Here is a 22,075-nt window from a genome sequence, read left to right as displayed (position 1 = left end):
AGAACGAAACAGCAGGGCTCTGAACCTGACGCGACTGAACTGTTTTAGTTACAGCATCCAATTATCAGCCACTGCAGTTCCGGCCCTTCGGGCCGGGCGGCGGCGGCTGGTCAGTGGGGGCAACCGGGTTTCAGATCCGGCGCAGGTCTGGCCTGGAGGGGCGCAGGTTATCAGGACTGCACGGTTTCTGATTATTGAAGGACTATGATTGTTGTAACTAATCTGACTTTCCGGGGCCCGCTTTAGCGGGAGCTACTTTAAAATTCTCAAGCGAAGGCCTTATTTATCCCCGCAGAATGCCGGCATGAACACCTTATTTATCTTTCTGAATATTTCTTTCTGACGTAAGTCAGGAATGTTTTGCGGGTAATTGAAGGGGCGTTTGCGGGTATATTCAACTTTCTGATTGCGGGTAAGTGTGGATAAAAAAATCTGCGATCACAGAACGGTGCGCACGGGGAAAATTTTCTGGGAAATGTGACGTGATGTCAGACAGATAAGCCGGCCTTTACGCGCAGCACAAACGCCTTTACCGCCAGTCAAGGCGGTTAAAGTCAGGGGGGAACGTCAGTGAACGACGTCGGGAGGGGCGGGCTCGTAGCCGAGACCGAGCTCCAGCTGGTTCAGGCACTGCCACACCAGGCGGTCAAAGCCCTCAGCGTCGGTATTCATCAGCTCATGATTAGGCAGGGTCCGGATAAGCCAGCTGGCCATGGCACCGCGGCGCTCATCGAGCGGAAGCTTGCCCAGCTTTTTACGGCGCTTCTCTCTGACCGCTTTTTCGCGTCGCTTCAGTAAGGTGGCCATACGCATGTTCTCATACCAGCGCTGGCGCGCGGCGCGCACCGAATCGTGAGTGCCCGGTTCAATGATGCCTTCCGCTTCCGCCTCAAGACGCTGATTACGCTGCACGTAAAGCTTGTCCATGTTGACGCCGCACAGTTGCCAGAAGCGATCGGTCAGTACGATATGACGCGGCATCCAGTACTCTTCTACCGGGTCCCACTCCAGGTCGGGGAGCTCAATCAGCCCGAAGCGCTCCAGTTCCGGCAGCAGTCGCGACAGCCGGCTCGGTTCAACCCGGGTGGCTGGAATGACGTCACCATTCCCGTCTTTCGGACTGAGTTCGGCGGCCAGACAGCCAACGTTCATCGTAACCACCCAGGTGGCCATGTCGGCGCGCTGGATCAGCAGCGGTATAAGAGCGTCGATAAGCGCGCGTCGCTCCGGCCGGAAGTCGCGATCGCGTCCGGCTGCATGACGCAGCCTGACAAAATAGGGATTGCGCGACAGGCGCTGGCGCAGGCGAAGCTGCCCGGTGGCCTTGTCCTTCAGTACAAGTCTGCGCATGGCATGACCGAACTCTCCCGGCAACGGGCGATAGCTCTGGGGTGCAAACCATTCCGGATTTGAGCACTTACAGGCGACGGAGTGATCGCCGCGATGGCGTCCATCGTTTTTGAGAGTCGGGCCGTTTAACCCGATTAAAATCTGGTCATTCACCCTGTCCCGAACTTATGGCGGACAGGGGTTGTCTTATGAACTGCATGCGTTATAATCCTTGACAGGCTAGCGCCTGCTTTTGGACCCCCTGACCTCTGCCGCCTTCCGCCAAGTTGATGACAGATTTCGGGGGGTTTTTGCATTCAGAGACCGGTGAAAGCCGAGCTCCGTACCCTGGACGTTTTTACGGATACGTCCCATCCGGTTTGTTCTTCCCCGCGCCGCGCATGTCCGGCCACAGGTTTTTCGCATATCCTCATCGTCGACCACCACAGTACTCGGATAAGGATCAAAAAAAGATCGCCGCCCGGCGAATTCTGAAAAGAATACTCATCTCAACCGCTTAAATCCAGCACAGATTGCGCGTGGCACGAATCGTATGGATAAAAAAAGTTCACCGATACCTTTTCCCGTGATCTCATTCACCTTTTCGGCTGACTTAATCCAAATCCGGCGTCTGGCGGGACACTCAAGCAGGTTTGAAGGGAAGACTGGCGGACAAAACGTTATTGCCGGTAGTGATGTTCGTTAATGGTCACTCTGTATAGCGACGGGCAGACCGGGCAGGCTGAGGCGTACCGCAGCAGCGCGAGGAACGAACAGCCTGAGCGTCATGGGCGTCAGAGGGGTAAAGGTTCTGGCGGGTTAGCCGATACCCGTGTTACTGCTGGCGACTCGCTCGCGGTAAATAATTCATGAATCTATTTTCCCGGCCCTGAGCCGGGATTTTTTTATCCGCCCGCGGCCCGGGCGATTGCCTGCTGCATCACCTGCTCGCTGACCACTCCCGGAAGCACCGTGGTGTTGTCTGCCGTGGCATTTTCGACGGGCATTATGATAATTCCCGGCGTCCCCGTCAGACCCAGCATTTCCGCGAGCGCATCGTTGTTTTCGATCAGATGATCGGATGTAACGTTATCATCGTCAGAAACGGCGGCGGCGCCCGACGTCGTGGCAACCGTTTCGATATCTTCTGCTGTGAGTTTGCCTTCGTTATGCCCCGTCCGGTAAATCCCGTTGTGATACGTCATATACGCATCTGCTCCCTGATGACGGTAAATACTCAGGCCCCGGTGTGAGGCCAGTGTCGACTCCGGATACCGGCTTTGCCGGTTAGCGCAGTCGGGCTCGACGACTGGCCGCCAGGGCAGGAGCCGAAGGGGGACATAAGAGGTTTGATACGCCTGGCACTGATTGCGCCCCCTGATAAATAGCGAGACAACCATTACGTGAGCAGTTTCAGCATCAGGAATACTGGCCAGAATATGAAACAGTGCCCGGGTGACTGACATCACAGGCGAAGGGAGATGACCGGTGCGCCAGCACCGGTAACGTCCTGCCCGCAGGGCTGCCCTCTTTGCCGGAGCGTAAAGGTCCTGCTCTGCCACATACCGCCTGCCGGTAACAAAAAAAGCCCCCTGCGGGGCTCCGTTCACTCATTGCGCTGGGCAACCTGATTCATACTCAGCAGCGCCTCGCCCCCGCCAGACTATACAGGTGCAGGATGAATAAAGGCCGCTATCGCCGCGATGACTTCCGGGTGCTCCTGCCAGGCTTCATCCACAATTGTCCTGCTCATATCCTTCACTTTACTGCGCAGCTGACGCGCGGTTTCATAGTTACACCAGTAGCTTTCAGCTCGCGCTTTTTTAAGCATTTCATCCTGTGCCGCCCGGATGCGGGCCTTTTCTTCCGGGCCAGTAATATCCGCATGCCAGCTGAGGTCGGCCGGGTCCCCTGTCAGAACCGTCTTGTTTTTTTCGTCGCTGATAACAATGCGGATTGGACGGAAGCTGATCGGTCCCGTATCGCGGCCAAAATTCTCATCAAAGTAGTCAACGCCCTCCTCGCGCGAATTCCACTCATCCTTAAGCCATGCCGCTTTGGCAAGTTCAAGCGCCTGCGCCACAGTCCAGGCTCGGCCCAGATGAATGCTACTGTCCGTCCAGTAAGTTTTATCCAGTGAAAATTCGTCCGGATAAACCTTTTCCCCCCACATCTCGACGCTAAAGGGTTTCATGGTTTCCTGAATTTGTGTCAGACACTGCGCCTTCCGGGATGCCGACGCAGCCTTGTATTCCTCCTGTGTTGGCAGCACTATGGGGTATAAGGTCGGATCCAGCTCGGTTATCAGCTCATCTGCTGCGCACACCAATTCATACACGGCCGGTGAGCTGATGGCACCCATTGCTGCCAGCATCTCGATCCTGTCCTGCGCAATCATCGGGACATCCTCGCGTAAATCCTCACCCCCGATGCCAAGCCGCTCTAACGCAAAGAAAGCCATCATCTCGCCTTCCAGGCGGGCAAGGTCGGCCAGCGCAGCAATCTTCCGCGTGAAATAGACGGATTCAGGCGTTTTTACCCATGTTTCGGAAGATTCAGAAGCGGCGGTGTTGACGTTCTGTGTGTTCATGCTGGTTCTCCTGTTGTCGGTTGCTGAAACCATGTTTCGGTGAGTTCATCGCGGCGAAGGGCAAAGGAGCAACGACGGGTGCACGAACGCACGAGCGTCACCGCAGGCCGCAGCGCAAGCGAGCCGCAGGCGAGTGCGAACGGGCGAGGAACGGCGAAGCAAACTCTTGCGGGCGGGCGTCCCGGCGGTGCTACGACCAGCCCTCCGCGAAGAACCGCCGGAACATGGGCTGCCGGTATGGAGGTGAGCAGGAACGCACCCCGGACGGCTTTGCCGGTCCGGGCCTCAGCGGCAACGTCTTACGTGGCCAGTGAACGCACCGGCGCAAGCCGGTTGCAGGGGTTGACCTCAGACATCAGACCCTAGCCGTCAGGCCCGAAACGCCACGGGCGGTTCGGCGGAGCTTACCGGCTTTGCCGGTTAGCGCAGTCGGGCTCGACGACCCGGCTTGCCGGGAAGCCGAAGGGGGCCATACCCTGGCAGTGGCAGAATCAGTCTGGATAACAGAAATGGCAGGGGCTCAGCCCCGACAGCCGGTGGGATAACTGATATCGTAAGGATGGATGCAGCAGGGGATGACCGGACAGGTGTAGGTAGAGGGCCGGTGCGTCAGCACCGGTTCTGACCTGCCCGCAGGGCTACCGGTCTTTTACTGCCCTCAGCCAGAAAGGGCGCTGGTGCCCTTCCCGGCACGTTAAACCAGGTTAACCGAAAAAAATCGTCGCCGCGTTCACACCGCACGCGCGTGCATATCGGGACAGGTTTTCGACGCTGGCCGATGTGATATTTTTTTCCATGCGGGACAGCGTGGAAGGTGCAATGCCCATTCTGGCAGCCACATCCGCGCTGTTCAGCCCGGCATGGCTGCGCCATTCAGCCAGCAGCTCCTGAAGACGCTCTTTCCGGGCCTCGGCCTCGTAGGCTGCCCTGAAATCTTCGCTCTGCATCAGTCTGGCTTTCATCTCTGCCAGGGTTTTATGCGCCATTGATCATGTCCTCCAGTCTGCGCCACGCCAGATCAATCTCTGCCGGTGGCGTTTTAGGTGTTTTCTTGATGAAGATACGCAACACGAAGATATTCTGACCGGTCTGATAGACCCATAATCCGCGTGCGATATCACCGCCCATCGTGCGTACTTCAAACAGGCCGTTACCGAGCGGCTTGCAGTGCGGCTCTCTCAGAGAACGGGGATTTTTTTCCAGCTTCTCCAGCAGGCGCAGCATTTTGGCGGCAATCTCTGCGGGTAAGGCTTCCAGTTCGTTACCGGCATCGTCGTGCAGTTTTACGTTAAACAATTTATCTCCTCCGTGAACGTAATAATAGCAATAATGCTAAGTTAGCACAAAGACCAACTTAGCATATATGCTAACAATAACTTACTGTAGCTGTTCCCGGCACTGTCCTGATGGTCTCAGGTATCGCTCTGATTCAGCGGGGCGCTGTCACCCCCGTTTCGTTATCATGCCCGGCACCAGACTGGTGCCGGGTCCCGCTTTTCTTCAGATAATAACCCGTCGATTCCAGGTTGCTTTCCAGTCGGAATAGCCGCCGCCTTCGCGCAGCGGCGACAGGTTTACCAGATTTTCTGCCAGCCCGTTAAGAATGAGGATGCGCTCAACGGCTTCAAACCAGCTTTCATTGTGACCAACCGGAAACCACAGGTTGTCATTTACGCCGCTCAGCAGTGGGTGATCGCAGAAGTGTACGCACCGCCCCTGCGGCGTCATACTGCCCGTTACGATGCCGGAGGCGCGGACCGTTTCGGTAAGCGCGCTGCGCGCCAGCCGTTTGACAATATCGTTCCAGCACCAGTCACCATCCGGCACCGGTAGCTCAGCGTGCCGCAGCGACTGGCCCCCGGCTCGTGCGGCAAGGCGAGCCACATCGGCCACGCACTGATCACCGGTTGCGCTGTCCGCTGCGCACACGTAATGCCCGTGGTGCCAGAAAGATTCAGCGCCGTTATCGAGGCGGATAAGACAGTATGCGCCCAGCACGCGGACGATGTCCTCCTGCGCAACGGGCGTCATGCCATCTGCACTGTCTCATTGCTGAGGTGGCTCATGGCTGACTCTCCATCTGCTGACGCACGGCGCGCATAAAGCATGGCCAGCTGCTGAACGTCATTTTCGGGACGCGTACGCCGCGACCACTGTTAAAGCCTTTTACAAACGCCTGTGCCTGTGCGACGATTTGCGGGTCAAAATTCATATAACTCTCCTGAGCTTTTTGGTTTTGATGTGGCCGCCAGGCGCTAACTGGCGACCGTGAAGATGGCAGGGGCAACCCTGCCTTTTTTACGCCTGCTGTTTGCCGGTGTCCGGCGACAGCCCGGCGCTGATGTCGTTAAGTCTCGCCGCCAGACTGCTGCTGGCGCGCCCCCAAACCACCTCTCCCCGGCTGCCAAACTGTGCGTGCACGATATGACTCGCCACGATCCACGCGCGAAACGACGACAGCGGCAGCGCGTTGCCCTGTACGGTGTCGGCCACCTGCTGCGCCATGTCGTGCAGCGTGAACCGTAAAAATTCGTGTTCTTCGCTGGCGCTGAGACGGTGCTTACCCAGCTCGGTCAGCGCCGCAAGACTCTCTGCAAGGCCCGGCGTCAGCCCGGGGATTTCTGTCTGAACGCCCGCCTGAGCGGCACCGGTATGCTGTTTTTTCATCCTGTCTTTCTCCCGTTGTCAGTATTCAGTGCTTTTTCGCCGCTGGTCTCAGTACACGTCCGCCAAATAGATCGCATGACCCGCCCCCCATGTTTTGGGAGATTCTGGCGTGGCGGTTTTGACGTTGACGTTGTGTGTGTTCATGGCATTTCTCCTGCTGAGGTGGTTTGTCATGTTTCGGTCGATCCAGTCGCGGCGAAGGGCAAAGGAGCAACGACGGGCGCACGAACGCACGAGCGTCACCGCAGGCCGCAGCGCAAGCGAGCCACAGGCGAGTGCGAACGGACGAGGAACGGCGAAGCGAACTCTTGCGGACGGGTGTCCCGGCGGTGCTACGACCAGCCCTCCGCGCCTGGACTGACCGGAACAGGGCCGCCGCGCACGAAAACGGCATGAACACACCCCGGACGGCTTTGCCGGTCCGGGCCTCAGCGGCCACGTCTTACGTGGCCAGTGAACGCGCGGGCGAAAGCCCGCTGCAGGGGTTGACCTCAGACATCAGACCCTAGCCGTCAGGCCCGAAACGCCCCGGGCGCTTCGGCGGAGCTTATCGGCTTTGCCGGTTAGCGCAGTCGGGCTCGACGCCCCGGCTTGCCGGGAGGCCGGAGGGGGCCATAGCGGAATTGATCTTGTTGCAGAAGATGAATCAGTAACGAAGGCACAAGCGTAAACGGCATGCGAAGACCAGCTGCCGGCAAGAACAAGGCAGTAACAGGATCCGTAGCACCTGAGACAGCAGATACAGGCAAAGGGAGATGGCTGGCGCGTCAGCGCCGGCTTATCCCTGCCCTGCACGCCACCAGTATGTTAATCGTGCGCAATTGAATACGCAGGGCCTTTACCGGCCCTGTCTTTAGAAAACGACTTTTTCATCCAGCTCAGAGAGATAATGCATTTCCGCCATGCTGACCAGGGCTGAAAATGTTACCTCGCCACCCGTAATGCCTTCCTGCTCACAAAGGTGCATGAGATTTGCAATCAGGTCCTGCACTGACGTAAATGCGTCTTCATTTTTACTATCCAGCCCGGTGCGCTTTGCAAAAACCCATAGCGCCTCCGCAGCCGTTATTGCCCGATCGGTGTTACCCCATATCAGTACAGGCCGTTCCGTGCCTTTTGCCATCTCAGCAATCGCCTCGATTGTTTCCATGCGCACCGGTTCGCGGGTATCGGTTAAGGCAGGGTTTACTGTGTAATTATCGATTGATAAAGTCTGTGCTGAAGACATGTTGATTTACTCTATGTTAATCAATGGTTCTGTGAAGCCCTGATTTCGTCGCGGAAGTCGGGAGCGGGGGCAGGCAGGGTTCATACCCTGCTTTTTTTTATGTGTTATGTGGAGCTGGCGTACTACTTTTAACTCTGCATCCGGTCAGCCCCGATTATTGATGTGCCCAAGTTGGGCCAGCGATGTTGTTTCATTGCCTGCAACAATGATGTGATCCAGAAGCCGCACTTCGACCAGCTGTAATGCATCTTTAATCCGTACCGTAATGGTGTTGTCTGCTTTAGATGGTTTTGGTGTGAATGATGGGTGGTTATGGCTCAGGATCACCGCAGCTGCATTAAGACGCATCGCCGCACGGACAATCTCTCGTGGATGGACTTCGACGCTATTCACGCTTCCAGCAAAAATCTCTTCGTAAGCAATCAGCTGATTTTGATTATTGAGAAACGCCACGGCAAAAACCTCTCTATCGCGACCGGCAAGTTTTGCCCTGAAGAACTCTCCTGATACCTCAGAGGATTCGAAGATGGTACCAGTGGGATAGCGAACATCAATAGCGCGCATTGCCTCAGCCAGGACCTGCGCTGCCGACGCCATCACAAAGTTCCCGTGCGCATCGCTACGTGAAGCTGACTGAAAAAGTGAACATTGCTTCCAGGCATTTCCGATGATGATTCTTGAGTTGACTGAGCCGAGGTGTTGACGTTTTGCTGTGACATGTTGCTACTCCAGTTGGGATGAAAATGATGATTCTTTGAGATTCCTCGCCGCGAAAAGCAGAACTGTCGTGCGGGCGGAAGAACGCAAGGGGAAACGACAAGGCCGCAGCCCGAAGGGACCGGGTGCAAGCGTTTAGCTTGCGACCCTGGCGTGATGACGCGCGTATGGCAGATTTCTGCGCGGCAGGGAAACTCAGAAGAGCATCAGGCATGACAGAGATGAACAGGTCACAGCCCCGGACGGCTCTACCGTACCGGGCCTCAGCGGCCACGTCTTACGTGGCCAGTGAACGCGCGGGCGAAAGCCCGCTGCAGGCGGAGTTATTTGGTCGTTGCCATCAGACCCTAGCCGTCAGGCCCGAAACGCCACGGGCGGTTCGGCGGAGCTTAACGGCTTTGCCGGTTAGCGCAGTCGGGCTCGACGACCCGGCTTGCCGGGAAGCCGAAGGGGGCCAGCAGGAGTTAAATGCAGTTGTGCCTGCCTTGTTTTCGGCCGGTGCAATGAGCAGTCGCAGCAGTTATGCACCTTTGCCGGTCTGCGCATCCCGCGCCACTCCCTGCATACCCGGATGCAGTGGCACACCGGAAACATCGGTGGACTCCCGGGCCTTATACAAATCACAGGCAGCCTGCATCGATAACCACAGGCGCGCAGCGATCCCCAGCCCCGCCTCAAGACGTACAGCCATTTCCGGACTGACAGACGCCTTGCCGTTCGCAACCTTGCTAAGCGCCGGTGCCGATACGCCCAGTTCTTTAGCCAGGACACGCAGGCCGATGTTGTTATCTTCCATATACTCGGTGATCAGACCGCCCGGATGCGGGGGATTGTACATAGCCATCAGTGATAGTCCTCCAGGTTGAGAATGTATGCGTCGCCGTCCGTGAATTCGAACGTAATACGCCAGTTTGCCCTGACAGTGATTGAAAACAGGTTTCTGCGGTCACCTTTCAGGGGGTGGAAACGGAACCCCGGATAGTTTCTGAATTCATCCGTTGAGATCGCTTCATCAATAACAAGCAACCGCATGCGGATACGTTCGGCATCCTGTGCCTGTACGCCACTGATATCGCCTTTTTCAAAGAGCTTTTGCAGCCCCTTATGCTTCCAGCTTTTAATCACGCCCTGCCTCCGTGTTTCGTTTCGAGAAACAGTATATCACATGTTTCTCATTGCGAAACACTCTTCGGATGTTATTTAATGCCCGATTCAGCCAGCTGAGGCATGGGCGGCATATAGCCGCCCGAGAGCCTCTTATCAGGCTTCTTTAACTGATACGCTGGATAAAATCCCGCATTGCTTTGACCCGGCGCTGAGCAGACAACCGCTCTTCAAAGTCGTTAAGGTAATAAACGGGTGTGTAACGAACCCGACTTAACTGCAATGTAAGCGTGTTGCCTGTGGTTACCTCGGCGGCAATACCCAGCAGAGAAAGCTGAATAAATGCCATATCCGCCGCAATTGGATCGATATCGATGCAACTGACAAACATCTGCATAGAAGGGTTAAGCCCTGACTCAAGCATACATTCGGCATAGGCGATAACAATTCCTCCCGCCCCACAGGTGGGTTCAGACAATGTAAAAAATCCCTCTCGTTCAATGGTCTCTTTCACGCCAGGCATCAGCATTCGCGCCATCATCGATTGCACGCAATACGGGGTAAAATACTGGCCGCGCCGATCGTCGCCCAGCTCCAGCTCCATAAAAATCGCCCCCAGAAAATCGTGAAATTCTGCCTCCAGTGCACAAACCATCAACTGGAACAGCTCGTGCATGTTTTGGATATCGGCAGCGCTGTAGCGATCGCAGATTTTGCGACACCGATCCATACTTTCAGGCGATCGTATCCGGGCGATATCCAGCTCGCTGGCGCATAGCGTAATGAAATCGCTGAACACATCCCAGCGGCGAAGGTGATTGCCCGTATCCCTGAACACGCGGATAAATTGTCGCCGCGAGGCGTCAAGACTCATCATCCGTGGAACAACGGCAGGCACCGGAGCCAAAGATACCGGAGCAGTAGACGGCAGGCGGTCTTTTGACTGATCAAAAAATTCGGCAAAGCTCAACTGTGACATGAATTTATCCTTTTAATTGCCGCCCCTCCGGGGCGGCACGTTTCACATCACGCGAGGCCATGGCCAGCGTAGACCTTCGTCATAAACTGCTGCCAGTGCTCCAGCTTCAGGGCTGGAACGCGGGCGCGTTTTCCATTACGAAGGGCATTTACAAAAGATTCCGCCTGTGACACGATCACCGGGTCGAATTTCATGGTTAGATCTCCATTAAGTTTGATGGTAGCCAGGGTGACGTTGCGAGCGTTTACCTGGCGGGAATGAAGCAGGCTTATGCCTGCTTTTTTCATTTCTGCTTCTGAGCAAGTTCCTCCTTAACGTGCGTCATAATCTGCGCATGGTTCAGATGGCTGTAATCGCGCAGCCGGTAATAACATCCCCCTATGCGTGCAAAAATTTCCGTCACGCGCCCGCAGTACATCTCATCGAGCATGAAACTCTCATATTCTCCGTTTTCACTTGTTGCCCAGCAGCGTGGGTACATCAGCCCAAGCGCATCGTGGTAGCGGTGTACATCAATTTCCTTCGGTGCACTGACTGCCGCCTGCTCACGACGCAACCAGTAGTTGTGATCGTCTTCAGCACTCACGGGGAAGCCGCTAAAAACCCCCTCCGTTGCAGAGTAAAAAGCCGGGTTTACCCATGTTTCGGAAGATTCAGAAGCGGCGGTGTTGACGTTCTGTGTGTTCATGCTGGTTCTCCTGTTGTCGGTTGCTGAAACCATGTTTCGGTGAGTTCATCGCGGCGAAGGGCAAAGGAGCAACGACGGGTGCACGAACGCACGAGCGTCACCGCAGGCCGCAGCACAAGCGAGCCGCAGGCGAGTGCGAACGGGCGGGGAACGGCGAAGCGAACTCTTGCGGGCGGGCGTCCCGGCGGTGCTACGACCAGCCCTCCGCGAAGAACCGCCGGAACATGGGCTGCCGGTATGGAGATGAGCAGGAACGCACCCCGGACGGCTTTGCCGGTCCGGGCCTCAGCGGCCACGTCCTGCGTGGCCAGTGTACGCGCGGGCGAAAGCCCGCTGCAGGGGTTGATTTGGCCATTGCCATCAGACCCTAGCCGCCAGGCCCGAAACGCCAAGGGCGGTTCGGCGGAGCTTACCGGCTTTGCCGGTTAGCGCAGTCGGGCTCGACGCCCCGGCTTGCCGGGAAGCCGGAGGGGGCCATATCGTTACGCTGGTCTGCTTCTTTTAAAACCTGGAGATAAAGGATTTCTGGTTGTCTGCCGATAACAGCTGACGTCAACTTTAGGGAGATAACAGACATGCCGTCATTTTTTAACAATTCACTGTCCCTGGCTGTTCTTACTTCAGCCTTAATCCTTTCAGGATGCTCAAACCTGTTGCCGCGACAGCACAAAGATTACACCGGTTCAGATGCTGCTACCCTGGTCATTCAACAGGAGGAAGTAGCCGGAATTGTTACCCTTCTTTATTATGAAAATAAAGGAGAATGCTACGACAGAATTGAGATCTACACAGTCAGGCCCAATATGTTTGACTCGAGCAGAAGAATTTTCACCCTCAAGATTCAGCCCGGTAAACTTTTAGCCGTTCAACAGATCTATAACACCAAAAAACAATTTTACCCTTTAGGCCCCTTTTCCACTGTCCAGGTCATAAAGAAGCTGCCTTTTATACCTCAGTCAGGAAAACGTTATTATTTTGCTGTTGATCGCGGCGTACACGAAATCCCGAATGATTATGTGATTACCAGTAATACCGATCCACAGAAAGTCATCAGCGAATTTCCCCAGCCTGCCCAGCCCAGCTGGGATAGCACCAGAATCTGTCGGCATACCTGGGGAAATGAGTAGAACTTTGCGTACCACAGTCGCTTTCCCGCAGTATCAGAAGTATTCCTGAGAGCGACTGTGACCTTTTTTACGCCCCTCGTTTAATCCCTGCGCCACATTGGACGTTCAGATGTTTCTGTCCATTACTCACACCTTTATCCCCCGTTTCTGTGGATAACCAACATCCTTTGTCTCCTGCAGCTGACCATCGCACCATATGATGTTCTGATTCATCATTGTGTCCTTTCTGCCGCCCCGCAGGGCGGCACTCCTTATCAGGCCGCGTGCGCGGGCCCATCAGTGTCAGGTGTGATATCTGCCAGCACAGTCGTTTTTTGCTCAGGGGCTTTCATCCAGTCAGGTACCCATCGGGTATTCTGGAAATGAGCCTCAGCGAGATCAGCAGCATCTCCCTTCTTCATTTTTTCAGCATCAGAAGCAGCGCCAGTCAGGCCAGCATCTTTAAGCACCGCAACTATCTGCGCGTGCTTCATGTCTGCGAAGAAGTTTTTACGAGTCGGATGCCACCAGTCACGCAGATGGAAACCAATAGCGGTTTCCAGCGTATTCAGCTTGCTGGTTGAAGTGCGCTGGCATTCGCGAGTTTGAACACCGTTCACAGAGCAGGCGGTGCAGTAGGCCATCAGTGACATCAACACGCCGCCCTCAAGGGCGAAGAACGTGGTGAAGTCCTGCTCCCACCCTTCCGGAAGTAGCGCCTCGAGGCGAGCTCTCTCCTGCATTAGCGCAATAAATGCCGCGCCATCTTTTCCTGTCGGCGCATCAGCAGTAAGTGATGAATGAGATACGGTTATGTTTATGCTGAATGGATGCTGAATCCCCCAACTACGAGAGAAGACTTGTGAACACAGACGCCAGACCATGAGCGCCACGGCTTTTTCAGGCTGCTGCATCAGCGCTGCCTGTACGGCAAGTGTCCGCTCTGAGGACATTTTTGTTAGCTGAGGCAGGCTCACGCCTTCAGCTACGTCCGGATCGCGATGACCGAAGATGCTGCCAGACATTTCAGTTTCTGGGGTTTCAGTCAGGTCAGCTTTACGGCGTACGCCGCGCTGAATGGTAATTTCGCCATAATGGAGACTGACCACTACACTCGCATTAATTTTCATTTCATCAGTCCATGCCCGGGCTCCTGCGGCCTGTTCAATTGCATTAATTTCAGCTTCAACGGCATCCAGCTCTGGGCCCGGCTCATTAATTTCGTTGTATTTATCCTGCAGCTCATCGAGTCGTGCAGATTCTTCTTTGGTGTAGACTGATTCAGGTTCGTCAGCAATAACGTAAAACTTACCATCTTCACCGTAATGACTGACCTCTAATAAACGCCCCATACTCCACGCCCAGCCTTCGCGCTGTTCAATTTCACGCGCGGCATTACTGAGATTTTCCAGAGCAAGGCGCTCAGTCAGTGCACGTTCAGCCGTACCCTCGCCTTCCTGCTGACTGAAAAGATCTTCACGCACCACGCCGCCTGCCACTTCATAATCCTCACGACCAACGAACTCAAAAAGCGGGCTGGTAAGGCTGATTTCCGTATCAATGATGCGCGTTTTGAGTGCGTGAGCGGGAGCATGTGACCAGCTGGCACATACACTCTCAAATACCTCAACCTGGCGAACCTGATCGTCTTCAAGGCAAAGAGCCTGACATTGCTCAACATTAAGCTTGTCTTCTGCCAGCAGTGTAAGCAGTGAGGGTGCCAGATTGGTCAGCTTAAGCATGCGCTGAACATGGCGGGCACTGAAACCAAGTTCTGCACCGATTTGTGATGCGGTATTACCCTGGGCTGCCAGCTTACTGAAACCGTGGATCTGTTCAGCAGGATGCATTGCCACGCGCTGCTCGTTTTCCGCCACCGTGGCAATCAGCGCCAGTTCCTCAGAAACACGCTTAACTGCAACGGGATGGTCCTCGCTAAGGCGCTGCTCACTGCACAGCAGCTGCATCGCGGTCAGGCGGCGACCGCCAGCTGCTACGCCGGATTTCCCGTCAGGAAGAGTATGTACCACCAGGTTGTGCAGCAGACCGATGGCTTCAATGGTGTTGGCCAGCCCACGAACGCTTTCAACCGGATATGGGAGCGAACGTGCGTTAAGCGGAGATTTAACAAGATCGGACAGCGGAACAAATTCCATTCCTGCTGCATCGAGAGCGAGTTTTAGTGCGGCTTTCTCCGCTGCGCTGGTTTTCTTAACGGTGGCTTTCTTATCGTTCACTGTTTTAACATCGGCTGCTGACATTGCTGATATCCCTTATTTATTGATGACTGCCTGCCCTGCGAAGTTAGCGCTCATACAGGGCACCTGATTACTGCCCTTGCCTTTTAGCCCATCACCCGTTGAGTTACGGGAGCCGCGGTGTTGACGTTTTTGCGGAACCTGCCTGACTGTTCCCTTGGTATGACCTTCACCCGTTTGAGAACCTTCGCCGCGAGGGCGTAAACGAGCATGGCCCGGTGCAGATGTCCGGGGGTGAGCGGGAAAAATTTTCCGGTCTAATGGAGCCTGCGGAATGGCCGGGAAATATTTGCTGCGAAAGGCCTGCCGTCCCATGGACAGCAAAGCGGGTTGTGCTTGTATCAGCCCCGGCGAGAGGTACTTAAACGGTGAAATGGATCCGGGAATAATTCGGCAGGGGTCGTCGCAATGGCGGGAAGCGCGGCAGCGCGAAACGGCATTGCGCCTTACATCCCGGCGATCGCAGTTGGTGTTATAGCCGGGATGGTGAGAGCGCCGGACACGGCGCGACCGCGGCGCAGCCGGAACGGCTGCTGCAAGCGGGAGGTGCGTCATGAGGATGTCATCATATGGCTTATGAAGACATTACTAAGATCGCGGTGTGTTAATGAACGGGGTGTAGGTCATGAATGTGATGAGATTGATGGTCAAACACCACTCAAACTCCCATATTCGCTTCTCGCTCAAAGCTGCCAGTCAGTCCCTTTGATTTATTGAAGATGTTTCAGTTTCCGTTCTGCATTCCTGGTCAGAAACGCAGTTTGTCCAGGGATGCACAGAATTAACTGTATTGGTTCTGATTTTCCTGAAAGTGGTTCGGTTTGGTTAGGTCAGGGCTGTATCTCGGCAGACGTTCCTGAAAAGTGGTTCACTGGACAGAATATGCGGTCTATTCAGGACGTGACTGTATCAACGCACTGAGTCTCTGAGGCATAGATGGTGCGTGACTTTTTCTACGCCAGTTAAAGCAACAAAACCAGCTCGTTCATAGAAAGTGAATGCCGATGGAGGCGCGTTTGTGTTGATAAAATCAAGTCAGTGGCCAGAATCCTTAAGTATCTCACTGAGCAGGACACTACCAACCTGCCTTTTTCTCCATCCTGAGTCTACATAGAGATGTCGCAGACGTCCGATGCCAGTTTTTAGCGTAAATGGGTCGATGTTGAGTCCACAAACGCCAACTATTAATCCATCTACAGAAGCCCCAATTAGTTTTTCTCCGGGTTTATCAAAGCGGTTCTGTCCGCTAAGCCAGTTATCTTCCAGTCGGCGTAACATGTTAAATCCTTCAGCCATGCTCTGCGATCTTAACTCTGCAAATCCTAGGTTGTCCGGGGTGACGTTTGTTAGTGGGATGTCCATGATTCTTCCAGTGATTTCAATCTGCATAGTCTGGACAGAATGACGATTGTGTCCAGTATGACAATGGCACTCTCATACATCTAATGCCATCAATGTCCGCTCTGTGCAAGAAGCGGACGTTGCAAACAATAGGAGCTGTCTTCAGGTCTGACTTAAGGTTTTCGCTCATGATTTTGGTCCTCCAAGAATCAGGGGCGATTAATATTTTATTTTTTTAGCGTGTATGAGACCATGTAGATATGCTATTTAGAAATGCAAGTTAAGGAAAAATTTTTGCGTAATAATTTTTCTAACAATCTACTTTATTTTTTCAAAACAAAGTGGATTAAATATGTTGTTCCTAGCGCGGTAGTTACAGTTGCGATTGCAACTGGCATTAACGCTATACATGATAGCTGGAGCATGATATCTAATGTATTCCGTCCTGAACCGCTAAAAGTTATCAACGCTCGCCTTCAACCTTTCAGAATATCGCCTTTAGTGAGACATTCCGTTGATGATGCTTTTCTTATTCTAACTGTCAGGAACTATGGCAAGGAGCCGCTTATGTTAATTAGCGCCGATGCAGACATAGTGGGCGGTATGTATTCAGGGAAAGGTAAAGCTGGTTCACAAGGGAAATGTGTATTCGGTGCAGATGCTAACGTGAATACTCCACTGGCTATTAGACCTGGCGATACCGTAGAAATTGAGATAGGCGGTGCAATCCGGCTTGAAAATTTGCACAACCTTATGGATCTCCTTCCTGTAAGTCAGATACATTTATTCTTAGACGATCCTATTGGGATACATGAAACATTTTATGTTGACTACCTTAATAAGATTTTTGAAAACTATTATGGCGCCCACACTGAAGTTGTTGCCAACCTTTTTACTGGCGAAAACAGTGATAAACATACCTTCAACTTTAAACTATCACAGGGAAAGGATCTTTTTTCAAAAGATGGGCATCTGCATCATGACTGGTTAATCGCTAGGTGGCTAGGCCCGCCATTAAAAATGTCTACTCAGAAAAAAGATGATTGTACCTAGTCCCTCTACCGGTTCGCTAATCATCAATACTGATCCTGTTCTGCATACCTAACACTCTGACGGCGATTTATTATAATATGTTCATTAAACCAAAGCATGAGTACTAAAATGCACAATTTGTTAAATATCACCTGTTCCCAGTAGATATACACGGTATGGTTAGCAAGATCCATGGCGACTCAATTACGAATGTCCGCTTATTGCTCATAGCGGACCTTACCGCTTCGTGCCATTAGGAGACATTCATTTAGAAAACTCACAGGTACTGTTGAGGGGCAAATAAAGCCCCCCTTCATTATTTGCCTGTTCAGAAAATTCAGTTTCCTCTTAATGCACCGCCATCCACATATATAGCGTCTGAGCTGTAATCAACGCCGCATCCTCAGACATAAGAACTGCGATAGTTGCCGCAATCTCATCCGGCTAACCAAATCGTTTCATTGGCACGCCATTGAGACATCGCTGCTCCCCCGCAGTTTCCTCCGGATTATTGGCGCGAAAAAGCTCTGTTACTGTGGGTTCCGGTGCAACCGCATAATAGAATTTTGCGCGGGTAGGGGCTGACCACAGGCGATATGATTAGTGATCGGCGGCAAGGGGCGGCCCGAAGGCTGCCCCTACGAGAACGCTACGATAACTTCGATAAAGAGGCTTTTAAGCGCTGGCACGCCTCTCTCAGCAGACCATCCTCCACCGCATAAGCAATACGCAGATAACCCGGTGTGCCAAACGCTGAACCGTGCAGTAGCGCCACCTGGGCATCCTGCAACAGCCAGCTGGCGACGGCTTTATCATTGGCCAACACTTCACCTTGAGGCGTGCTGCGGCCAATCAGCGCGGTGCAGTTGGCAAAGATATAAAATGCCCCTTGCGGTGCGCTAGCGCTCAAGCCATTGCTGGCGGCGATAGTCTCCAGTACCTGCTGGCGACGGCGATCGAGCACCGCAATCCACTCCGCCAAAAATGTTGCGGGCTGCTGCAACGCCACCACCGCTGCCGCCTGCGAAATGCTGCTCGGGTTTGAGGTGCTCTGCGATTGTAAGATTTGCATGGCATTGATCAGCCATGCCGGACCCGCCGCGTAACCCAGTCGCCAGCCGGTCATGGCGTGACTTTTGGAGACGCCGTTGATAGTCAAGGTGCGGTCGGCAAGCTGCGGTGCCACCTGCGCGAAGGTGCTGAACGGTGTGTTGTCATAACGCAGCGGTTCGTAGATATCATCCGCCATAATCAGCACCTGAGGATGTCCGGACAGCACATTGGCCAGCGCTTGTAACTCCTGTGCGCTGTAGACGGCCCCGGTAGGATTGCCGGGCGAGTTGAGGATCACCCAACGAGTGGCGGGCGTCAGTGCTGCAGCTAAGTCTTGAGGTTGCAACTTCCAGCCCTGCTGCTCATGGCACGGCACAATTACCGGCTCCCCTTCAGCCAGCGTCACCATATCGGGATAGGAAACCCAGTACGGCGCGGGGATGATCACTTCCTGTCCGGCATCCAGCGTGGCGAGCAGCGCGTTGAAAATCAACTGCTTGGCTCCGCTGCCCGCAATGATCTCCTGCGGGTTAAAACTGAGCTGATTATCACGCGCAAACTTATTGGAAATCGCCTGTTTCAGTTCGCTGGTACCTGAGACTGCGGTGTATTTGGTTTGCTGCTGCACGATGGCGGCAATCCCGGCGTAGCTGATATTGGCGGGCGTGGCAAAATCCAGTTCCCCTTCTCCCAGGTTAATCACTGCATTGCCTGCCGCTTCCAGGGCGCGCACCTGGTCGGAAATGGTGGCGGTGGGCGACGGGCGGACACGCTGCATACGTCGGGCCAGTTGCTGACTGTTCATAAATCCTCTTTTGTATATATTGTTTCAACTAATACAAGTAACCACCCAACAACAACAGGAAATTTACTGTGTCACTTCTCTTCATTCTTGATGATGCCCACAACCCGGCGCAGTTCGGTGTCGCCGCCAGCCTGTTGGCGAATCAACAGTCGCTGCCGTTATGGAGCCTACGCCCCAACTTCAGTGACGAGTATCCCGACAGCCATCAGCACGTGGCGGCGGCGGGCTACTGCGTCACCAGCGGCCTGTTCCTCAGCGATACACTGCAACATGAAGTCACTGATGTCAGTCAGCTGCCTTTGCAAGACGCGGTGATCGTGCTGGCAGCCGCCGATGCATCACGTATCGCCAACCTCAAAGGAGATCGCCGCTTTAGTCGCGATCTGCCTTTGTTTCGGGAGACCGCAGCCACGGGTGAGCGCACGCTGCGCATCGGTCTGATGGGGCGCGAGCGCGATCAGCGCGACAGCTACCCGGCGAACCTGATGTCACTGCAAGCGGGGGCGCGGCAGCTAGGGGTCGCGCTGGATGTCTGCTTACTGCCTCCTGCTGAACTCTGCGCAGATCTGCATGAGCTGGACGGTCTGCACGGCGTGGTGCTGCCAGGCGGTTCGTCGATGGCTGCGGTGCTCGGGCAAATCGCGGTGGCCAAAGCCACGCTGCAGCGTGACATCCCAACACTCGGATTGTGTCTTGGCATGCAGAGCATGTGTACGGCAGTGGTGCAACAAGCCACTGGCTATGAAAACGCCATGCTCGCCGAGGTGGCACCTGACGCGCCGCTGCACAGCTTTGTGCGCTTTGACGATCTGCGCCACCGCTGCGGCCTGTTTGCCTATCCGGCTGCCGCACCTTATGACCGCATGCCTTATAACCATCGCTACTGCTTTAATCCGCGCCTACTGCCGCAACTGCAAGCGGGCGGCATTGACGTAACGGTGCAAACCGACGCTATCGTCGAAGCGATTCGCAGCGCCTCGCATCCCTTCTGGCTGGGGGTGCAGGGTCATCCCGAACTGATGTCACGTCCTGATGCCCCACACCCGTTGTTCACCGCCTTCCTGCAAGCGGTGATTAACGTGACAGCATAACGCCGGTGCGGCTGTCGCTGGCCAGCTTGTGCATCACGCTGGTCAGCGCCGCCAGTGCCGATTCTGAGATCGGTTTCAACGGGGCGCGCACCGTGCCGCCGTTAAAGCCTCGCAGCGCCATCGCCGCCTTCACCAGCTGGGGTTGACCGTGCTGACGCGCCAGGGTGCGGTAATCAAACCACAGCTGATGCAGGTCACGCGCTGTAGCCGCATCACCCTTTTCCAGCGCCCGGAAGGTGGCCAATACCAGCTCTGGCAGCGCTCCGCTGTTGGTGGTGCTGATGCCGTCGAATCCGGCCATCATCGGCCCGAGGAAAGCGAGGTCCGAAGCGCAGAACAGACGCAGCTTGCCGCGCAGGCGGTTAGCAATCTGGTCAATCGCCGTGGGGTTCAAATCACCCTGTTTGATACCGACCACGCCAGGAATATCGGCCAGACGCTCCAGCAACGCAGGCGACAGTGTGATACCGATGCCCGGCGCGTTGTAAACCAGAATCCCGGTACGCGACAACGGTGCCACCTCCTGGAAATAGCTGAAAATTTGCTCGTCAGTGATTTCACTGACAAACGGCGCGGTGACCATCGGCAGACCACCCAACTCTCCTGCCATTTCAGTCAGTTCACGCGCTTCACGCGGGTCCGACGCCGCGCTACACAGCATCACCGCCACGCGGTCCTGTACGCATTCCATCACGTTGGCAAAGAGTTCACGGCGTTCCGCCAGTGACATCACCGGGAATTCTCCGTAGGTGCCACCAATCAACAGGCCGTCATAACCCAGGCCAATGACGCGCTCAATGTTTTCACGCAGCGCAGGAAAATCGATCCCGCCCGCGGGGGTAAAGGGCGTGACGGTGATGTTGAAAATGCCACGCAGGCGTTCACGACATTCGATAATATCTTTCATAACAGTTCCTTACAGCAGAGTTAATGGACGCGCCAGCGAGCCGAGCTGACGGTAGCCGGATTCAGTCACCACCACGGTTTCGCTCACGCCCACGGTGAATTCACCGTAGATGCGCAGCGCCGGGGGAATATGAAAGGTCATCCCTGGCTGGAGTTCAGTGGTGACGCCGCTGTACAGGCTGAGAAGGCCGCCTTCGCCCCAGTCCGGCGCGAACGAGACGCCGATCGAGTAGCCGGTACGCTTTTTGAAGTTGTCGGTAAAGCCCGCGCGATCGATCACTTTCTGACAGGCGATGTGCGGATCGGCACAGGTCGCGCCCGGACGAATCGCATCCAGTGCCGCCTGCAGGGCTTCCTGGCACACTTTCTCCATCTCCAGCGCGATAGCCGGTGGGCGGCCAATCCACGCCGAGCGCATCAGCGCCGCATGGTAGCGATCGTGCGCTGCGGCCATTTCGAGGAACACCGGATCGTTATCTTTGATCACCCTACGACGCCAGGTGCCGTGCGGCACGCCGCTGCGCGGGCCACTGGAGACCAGCGGCTCCATCCCGACATACTCAGAACCGGCGGCAATCGCCGCGCCCATCATCGCCGAGACCAGGGCGTTCTCATCCGCCCCCGCGCGTACCGCCGCCATTCCGGCCTCCATACCCGCATCAACATAGCGTGCCGCCGTGGCAATTTTTTCCACCTCCGCCGCCGACTTGATGGCGCGCAGCGGTTCGATCACTCCCGCGGTATCCGCGATGGTGCCGAGCTTGCTTTGCAGCGCCTCATACACCGCAATCGGCAGGAACCAGCCGCGTTTATCCAGCCCGATTCGTTTATTGAGCCAGCCGCGCTGTTGCAACACGGCGAACAGGAAGTCCACCGGGTTATCGCCATCCTGATAAATGGCCGCGTCGGAGATAAAGGTGTTGGCGATAAAGTTGAAATATTCGAGCTGGCGGATCACAAACACCGGCTCCCCTTCTACCGGCAGCAGCAGCGCCTGGAAGGTGTAATAACCGGGGGTTTGCTGGCCGGTTAACCAGAAAATATTTTCTGGCCCGGTGACAATCATCACGTCCACACCGGCCGCGTTTAAGCGTTCGCGCGTGCGCTGGATGCGGCTGGCGTACTCTTCTGCAGCAAAAGCAGATTCGCTGCCCTGAATCACATTATTGAGCTGTTGCATC

At 55.0% G+C, this 22,075-nt stretch carries 22 protein-coding genes and 1 pseudogene; 3 read left to right on the top strand and 20 right to left on the bottom strand.

Annotation, left to right across the window (positions count from 1 at the left end):
- Nucleotides 1–567 precede the first annotated feature (567 nt).
- From repA to CRO19_RS24440, 15 genes are all read right to left on the bottom strand, one after another.
- Entirely contained in the window at nucleotides 568–1,503 is a 936-nt protein-coding gene (gene repA / locus CRO19_RS24510) for a plasmid replication initiator RepA (protein ID WP_097098435.1), read from the bottom strand.
- 731 nt (nucleotides 1,504–2,234) lie between these two features.
- Nucleotides 2,235–2,534: a thioredoxin domain-containing protein gene (locus tag CRO19_RS24505; protein WP_320204559.1), complete on the bottom strand. Its 300-nt coding sequence runs from the start codon at nucleotides 2,532–2,534 to the stop codon at nucleotides 2,235–2,237.
- A gap of 458 nt (nucleotides 2,535–2,992) precedes the next feature.
- A complete protein-coding gene (locus tag CRO19_RS24500) occupies nucleotides 2,993–3,919 on the bottom strand; it encodes a hypothetical protein (protein ID WP_097098434.1) in 927 nt (308 codons plus the stop codon).
- Between the two features lie 704 nt (nucleotides 3,920–4,623).
- The gene (locus CRO19_RS24495; RefSeq protein WP_097098433.1) at nucleotides 4,624–4,905 is read right to left on the bottom strand and encodes a helix-turn-helix domain-containing protein; all 282 of its coding nucleotides are present in this window, start codon (nucleotides 4,903–4,905) and stop codon (nucleotides 4,624–4,626) included.
- The gene (locus CRO19_RS24490) at nucleotides 4,895–5,215 is read right to left on the bottom strand and encodes a type II toxin-antitoxin system RelE/ParE family toxin (protein ID WP_097098432.1); all 321 of its coding nucleotides are present in this window, start codon (nucleotides 5,213–5,215) and stop codon (nucleotides 4,895–4,897) included. The genes CRO19_RS24495 and CRO19_RS24490 overlap by 11 nt, the downstream gene beginning before the upstream one ends.
- Nucleotides 5,216–5,419: 204 nt before the next feature.
- Nucleotides 5,420–5,950, bottom strand: a complete 531-nt coding sequence (locus CRO19_RS24485; RefSeq protein ID WP_097098431.1) for a hypothetical protein — start codon at nucleotides 5,948–5,950, stop codon at nucleotides 5,420–5,422.
- Nucleotides 5,951–5,981: 31 nt separating this feature from the next.
- Nucleotides 5,982–6,131, bottom strand: a complete 150-nt coding sequence (locus CRO19_RS24480) for a succinate dehydrogenase flavoprotein subunit (RefSeq protein ID WP_097098430.1) — start codon at nucleotides 6,129–6,131, stop codon at nucleotides 5,982–5,984.
- 86 nt (nucleotides 6,132–6,217) lie between these two features.
- Nucleotides 6,218–6,586, bottom strand: a complete 369-nt coding sequence (locus CRO19_RS24475; protein ID WP_097098429.1) for a hypothetical protein — start codon at nucleotides 6,584–6,586, stop codon at nucleotides 6,218–6,220.
- 853 nt (nucleotides 6,587–7,439) lie between these two features.
- Nucleotides 7,440–7,814 (bottom strand): hypothetical protein, encoded by a 375-nt coding sequence (locus tag CRO19_RS24470; protein ID WP_097098428.1) that lies wholly within the window; start codon nucleotides 7,812–7,814, stop codon nucleotides 7,440–7,442.
- A gap of 144 nt (nucleotides 7,815–7,958) precedes the next feature.
- A complete protein-coding gene (gene radC / locus CRO19_RS24465) occupies nucleotides 7,959–8,411 on the bottom strand; it encodes a RadC family protein (RefSeq protein ID WP_097098427.1) in 453 nt (150 codons plus the stop codon).
- Between the two features lie 640 nt (nucleotides 8,412–9,051).
- Nucleotides 9,052–9,375 (bottom strand): HigA family addiction module antitoxin, encoded by a 324-nt coding sequence (locus CRO19_RS24460; RefSeq protein WP_097098426.1) that lies wholly within the window; start codon nucleotides 9,373–9,375, stop codon nucleotides 9,052–9,054.
- A complete protein-coding gene (locus tag CRO19_RS24455) occupies nucleotides 9,375–9,656 on the bottom strand; it encodes a type II toxin-antitoxin system RelE/ParE family toxin (protein WP_097098425.1) in 282 nt (93 codons plus the stop codon). Before CRO19_RS24455 ends, CRO19_RS24460 begins: the two co-directional genes overlap by 1 nt.
- Nucleotides 9,657–9,801: 145 nt before the next feature.
- Nucleotides 9,802–10,614 (bottom strand): N-6 DNA methylase, encoded by an 813-nt coding sequence (locus tag CRO19_RS24450; RefSeq protein WP_097098424.1) that lies wholly within the window; start codon nucleotides 10,612–10,614, stop codon nucleotides 9,802–9,804.
- Between the two features lie 47 nt (nucleotides 10,615–10,661).
- Nucleotides 10,662–10,808 (bottom strand): succinate dehydrogenase flavoprotein subunit, encoded by a 147-nt coding sequence (locus CRO19_RS24445; protein ID WP_097098511.1) that lies wholly within the window; start codon nucleotides 10,806–10,808, stop codon nucleotides 10,662–10,664.
- Between the two features lie 89 nt (nucleotides 10,809–10,897).
- Nucleotides 10,898–11,200, bottom strand: coding sequence for a hypothetical protein (locus CRO19_RS24440; RefSeq protein ID WP_097098510.1), 303 nt, complete (start codon nucleotides 11,198–11,200; stop codon nucleotides 10,898–10,900).
- Nucleotides 11,201–11,877: 677 nt separating this feature from the next.
- Between CRO19_RS24440 and CRO19_RS24435 the strand changes: the two genes are divergently transcribed.
- The gene (locus CRO19_RS24435; RefSeq protein WP_141400288.1) at nucleotides 11,878–12,429 is read left to right on the top strand and encodes a hypothetical protein; all 552 of its coding nucleotides are present in this window, start codon (nucleotides 11,878–11,880) and stop codon (nucleotides 12,427–12,429) included.
- A gap of 254 nt (nucleotides 12,430–12,683) precedes the next feature.
- Here the strand turns inward: CRO19_RS24435 and CRO19_RS24430 are convergent, their stop codons facing one another.
- Together CRO19_RS24430 and CRO19_RS24420 are read right to left on the bottom strand one after the other, a co-directional pair.
- Complete coding sequence (locus tag CRO19_RS24430; protein ID WP_097098422.1) at nucleotides 12,684–14,669, bottom strand: ParB/RepB/Spo0J family partition protein; 1,986 nt, start codon at nucleotides 14,667–14,669, stop codon at nucleotides 12,684–12,686.
- Between the two features lie 906 nt (nucleotides 14,670–15,575).
- Nucleotides 15,576–16,028 (bottom strand): annotated as a pseudogene (locus CRO19_RS24420) (GNAT family N-acetyltransferase).
- A 273-nt stretch (nucleotides 16,029–16,301) separates the two neighbouring features.
- Here CRO19_RS24420 and CRO19_RS24415 point away from each other — a divergent pair.
- Nucleotides 16,302–17,060, top strand: coding sequence for a hypothetical protein (locus CRO19_RS24415; RefSeq protein WP_320204558.1), 759 nt, complete (start codon nucleotides 16,302–16,304; stop codon nucleotides 17,058–17,060).
- 628 nt (nucleotides 17,061–17,688) lie between these two features.
- On the opposite strand, the gene CRO19_RS24405 is transcribed toward CRO19_RS24415, so the two are convergent.
- Nucleotides 17,689–18,897 (bottom strand): pyridoxal phosphate-dependent aminotransferase, encoded by a 1,209-nt coding sequence (locus CRO19_RS24405; RefSeq protein ID WP_097098420.1) that lies wholly within the window; start codon nucleotides 18,895–18,897, stop codon nucleotides 17,689–17,691.
- Between the two features lie 68 nt (nucleotides 18,898–18,965).
- Here CRO19_RS24405 and CRO19_RS24400 point away from each other — a divergent pair, with 68 nt between their 5' ends.
- Nucleotides 18,966–19,988, top strand: a complete 1,023-nt coding sequence (locus CRO19_RS24400) for a glutamine amidotransferase-related protein (protein WP_097098419.1) — start codon at nucleotides 18,966–18,968, stop codon at nucleotides 19,986–19,988.
- On the opposite strand, the gene CRO19_RS24395 is transcribed toward CRO19_RS24400, so the two are convergent.
- Together CRO19_RS24395 and CRO19_RS24390 are read right to left on the bottom strand one after the other, a co-directional pair.
- On the bottom strand, nucleotides 19,972–20,895 hold the full coding sequence (locus CRO19_RS24395) for a dihydrodipicolinate synthase family protein (RefSeq protein WP_097098418.1): 924 nt from the start codon (nucleotides 20,893–20,895) through the stop codon (nucleotides 19,972–19,974). The genes CRO19_RS24400 and CRO19_RS24395 overlap by 17 nt on opposite strands.
- 9 nt (nucleotides 20,896–20,904) lie before the next feature.
- Nucleotides 20,905–22,074, bottom strand: a complete 1,170-nt coding sequence (locus CRO19_RS24390) for a M24 family metallopeptidase (protein ID WP_097098417.1) — start codon at nucleotides 22,072–22,074, stop codon at nucleotides 20,905–20,907.
- Nucleotide 22,075: the final 1 nt, after the last annotated feature.

This window comes from Candidatus Pantoea floridensis (genome assembly GCF_900215435.1).
GTDB classification, from domain to species: Bacteria; Pseudomonadota; Gammaproteobacteria; order Enterobacterales; family Enterobacteriaceae; genus Pantoea; species Pantoea floridensis.
Note: the sequence above shows the minus strand (reverse complement) of the source record. Positions and strands in the feature narration are given on the sequence as shown.

Coding starts and splice junctions, on each gene's coding strand:
- CRO19_RS24505 (WP_320204559.1), bottom strand. CDS start 2,534: ATGACGTATCACAACGGGATTTACCGGACGGGGCATAACGAAGGCAAA.
- CRO19_RS24500 (WP_097098434.1), bottom strand. CDS start 3,919: ATGAACACACAGAACGTCAACACCGCCGCTTCTGAATCTTCCGAAACA.
- CRO19_RS24495 (WP_097098433.1), bottom strand. CDS start 4,905: ATGGCGCATAAAACCCTGGCAGAGATGAAAGCCAGACTGATGCAGAGC.
- CRO19_RS24485 (WP_097098431.1), bottom strand. CDS start 5,950: ATGACGCCCGTTGCGCAGGAGGACATCGTCCGCGTGCTGGGCGCATAC.
- CRO19_RS24480 (WP_097098430.1), bottom strand. CDS start 6,131: ATGAATTTTGACCCGCAAATCGTCGCACAGGCACAGGCGTTTGTAAAA.
- CRO19_RS24475 (WP_097098429.1), bottom strand. CDS start 6,586: ATGAAAAAACAGCATACCGGTGCCGCTCAGGCGGGCGTTCAGACAGAA.
- CRO19_RS24470 (WP_097098428.1), bottom strand. CDS start 7,814: ATGTCTTCAGCACAGACTTTATCAATCGATAATTACACAGTAAACCCT.
- radC (WP_097098427.1), bottom strand. CDS start 8,411: ATGGCGTCGGCAGCGCAGGTCCTGGCTGAGGCAATGCGCGCTATTGAT.
- CRO19_RS24460 (WP_097098426.1), bottom strand. CDS start 9,375: ATGGCTATGTACAATCCCCCGCATCCGGGCGGTCTGATCACCGAGTAT.
- CRO19_RS24450 (WP_097098424.1), bottom strand. CDS start 10,614: ATGTCACAGTTGAGCTTTGCCGAATTTTTTGATCAGTCAAAAGACCGC.
- CRO19_RS24445 (WP_097098511.1), bottom strand. CDS start 10,808: ATGAAATTCGACCCGGTGATCGTGTCACAGGCGGAATCTTTTGTAAAT.
- CRO19_RS24435 (WP_141400288.1), top strand. CDS start 11,878: ATGCCGTCATTTTTTAACAATTCACTGTCCCTGGCTGTTCTTACTTCA.
- CRO19_RS24430 (WP_097098422.1), bottom strand. CDS start 14,669: ATGTCAGCAGCCGATGTTAAAACAGTGAACGATAAGAAAGCCACCGTT.
- CRO19_RS24405 (WP_097098420.1), bottom strand. CDS start 18,897: ATGAACAGTCAGCAACTGGCCCGACGTATGCAGCGTGTCCGCCCGTCG.
- CRO19_RS24395 (WP_097098418.1), bottom strand. CDS start 20,895: ATGAAAGATATTATCGAATGTCGTGAACGCCTGCGTGGCATTTTCAAC.
- CRO19_RS24390 (WP_097098417.1), bottom strand. CDS start 22,074: ATGCAACAGCTCAATAATGTGATTCAGGGCAGCGAATCTGCTTTTGCT.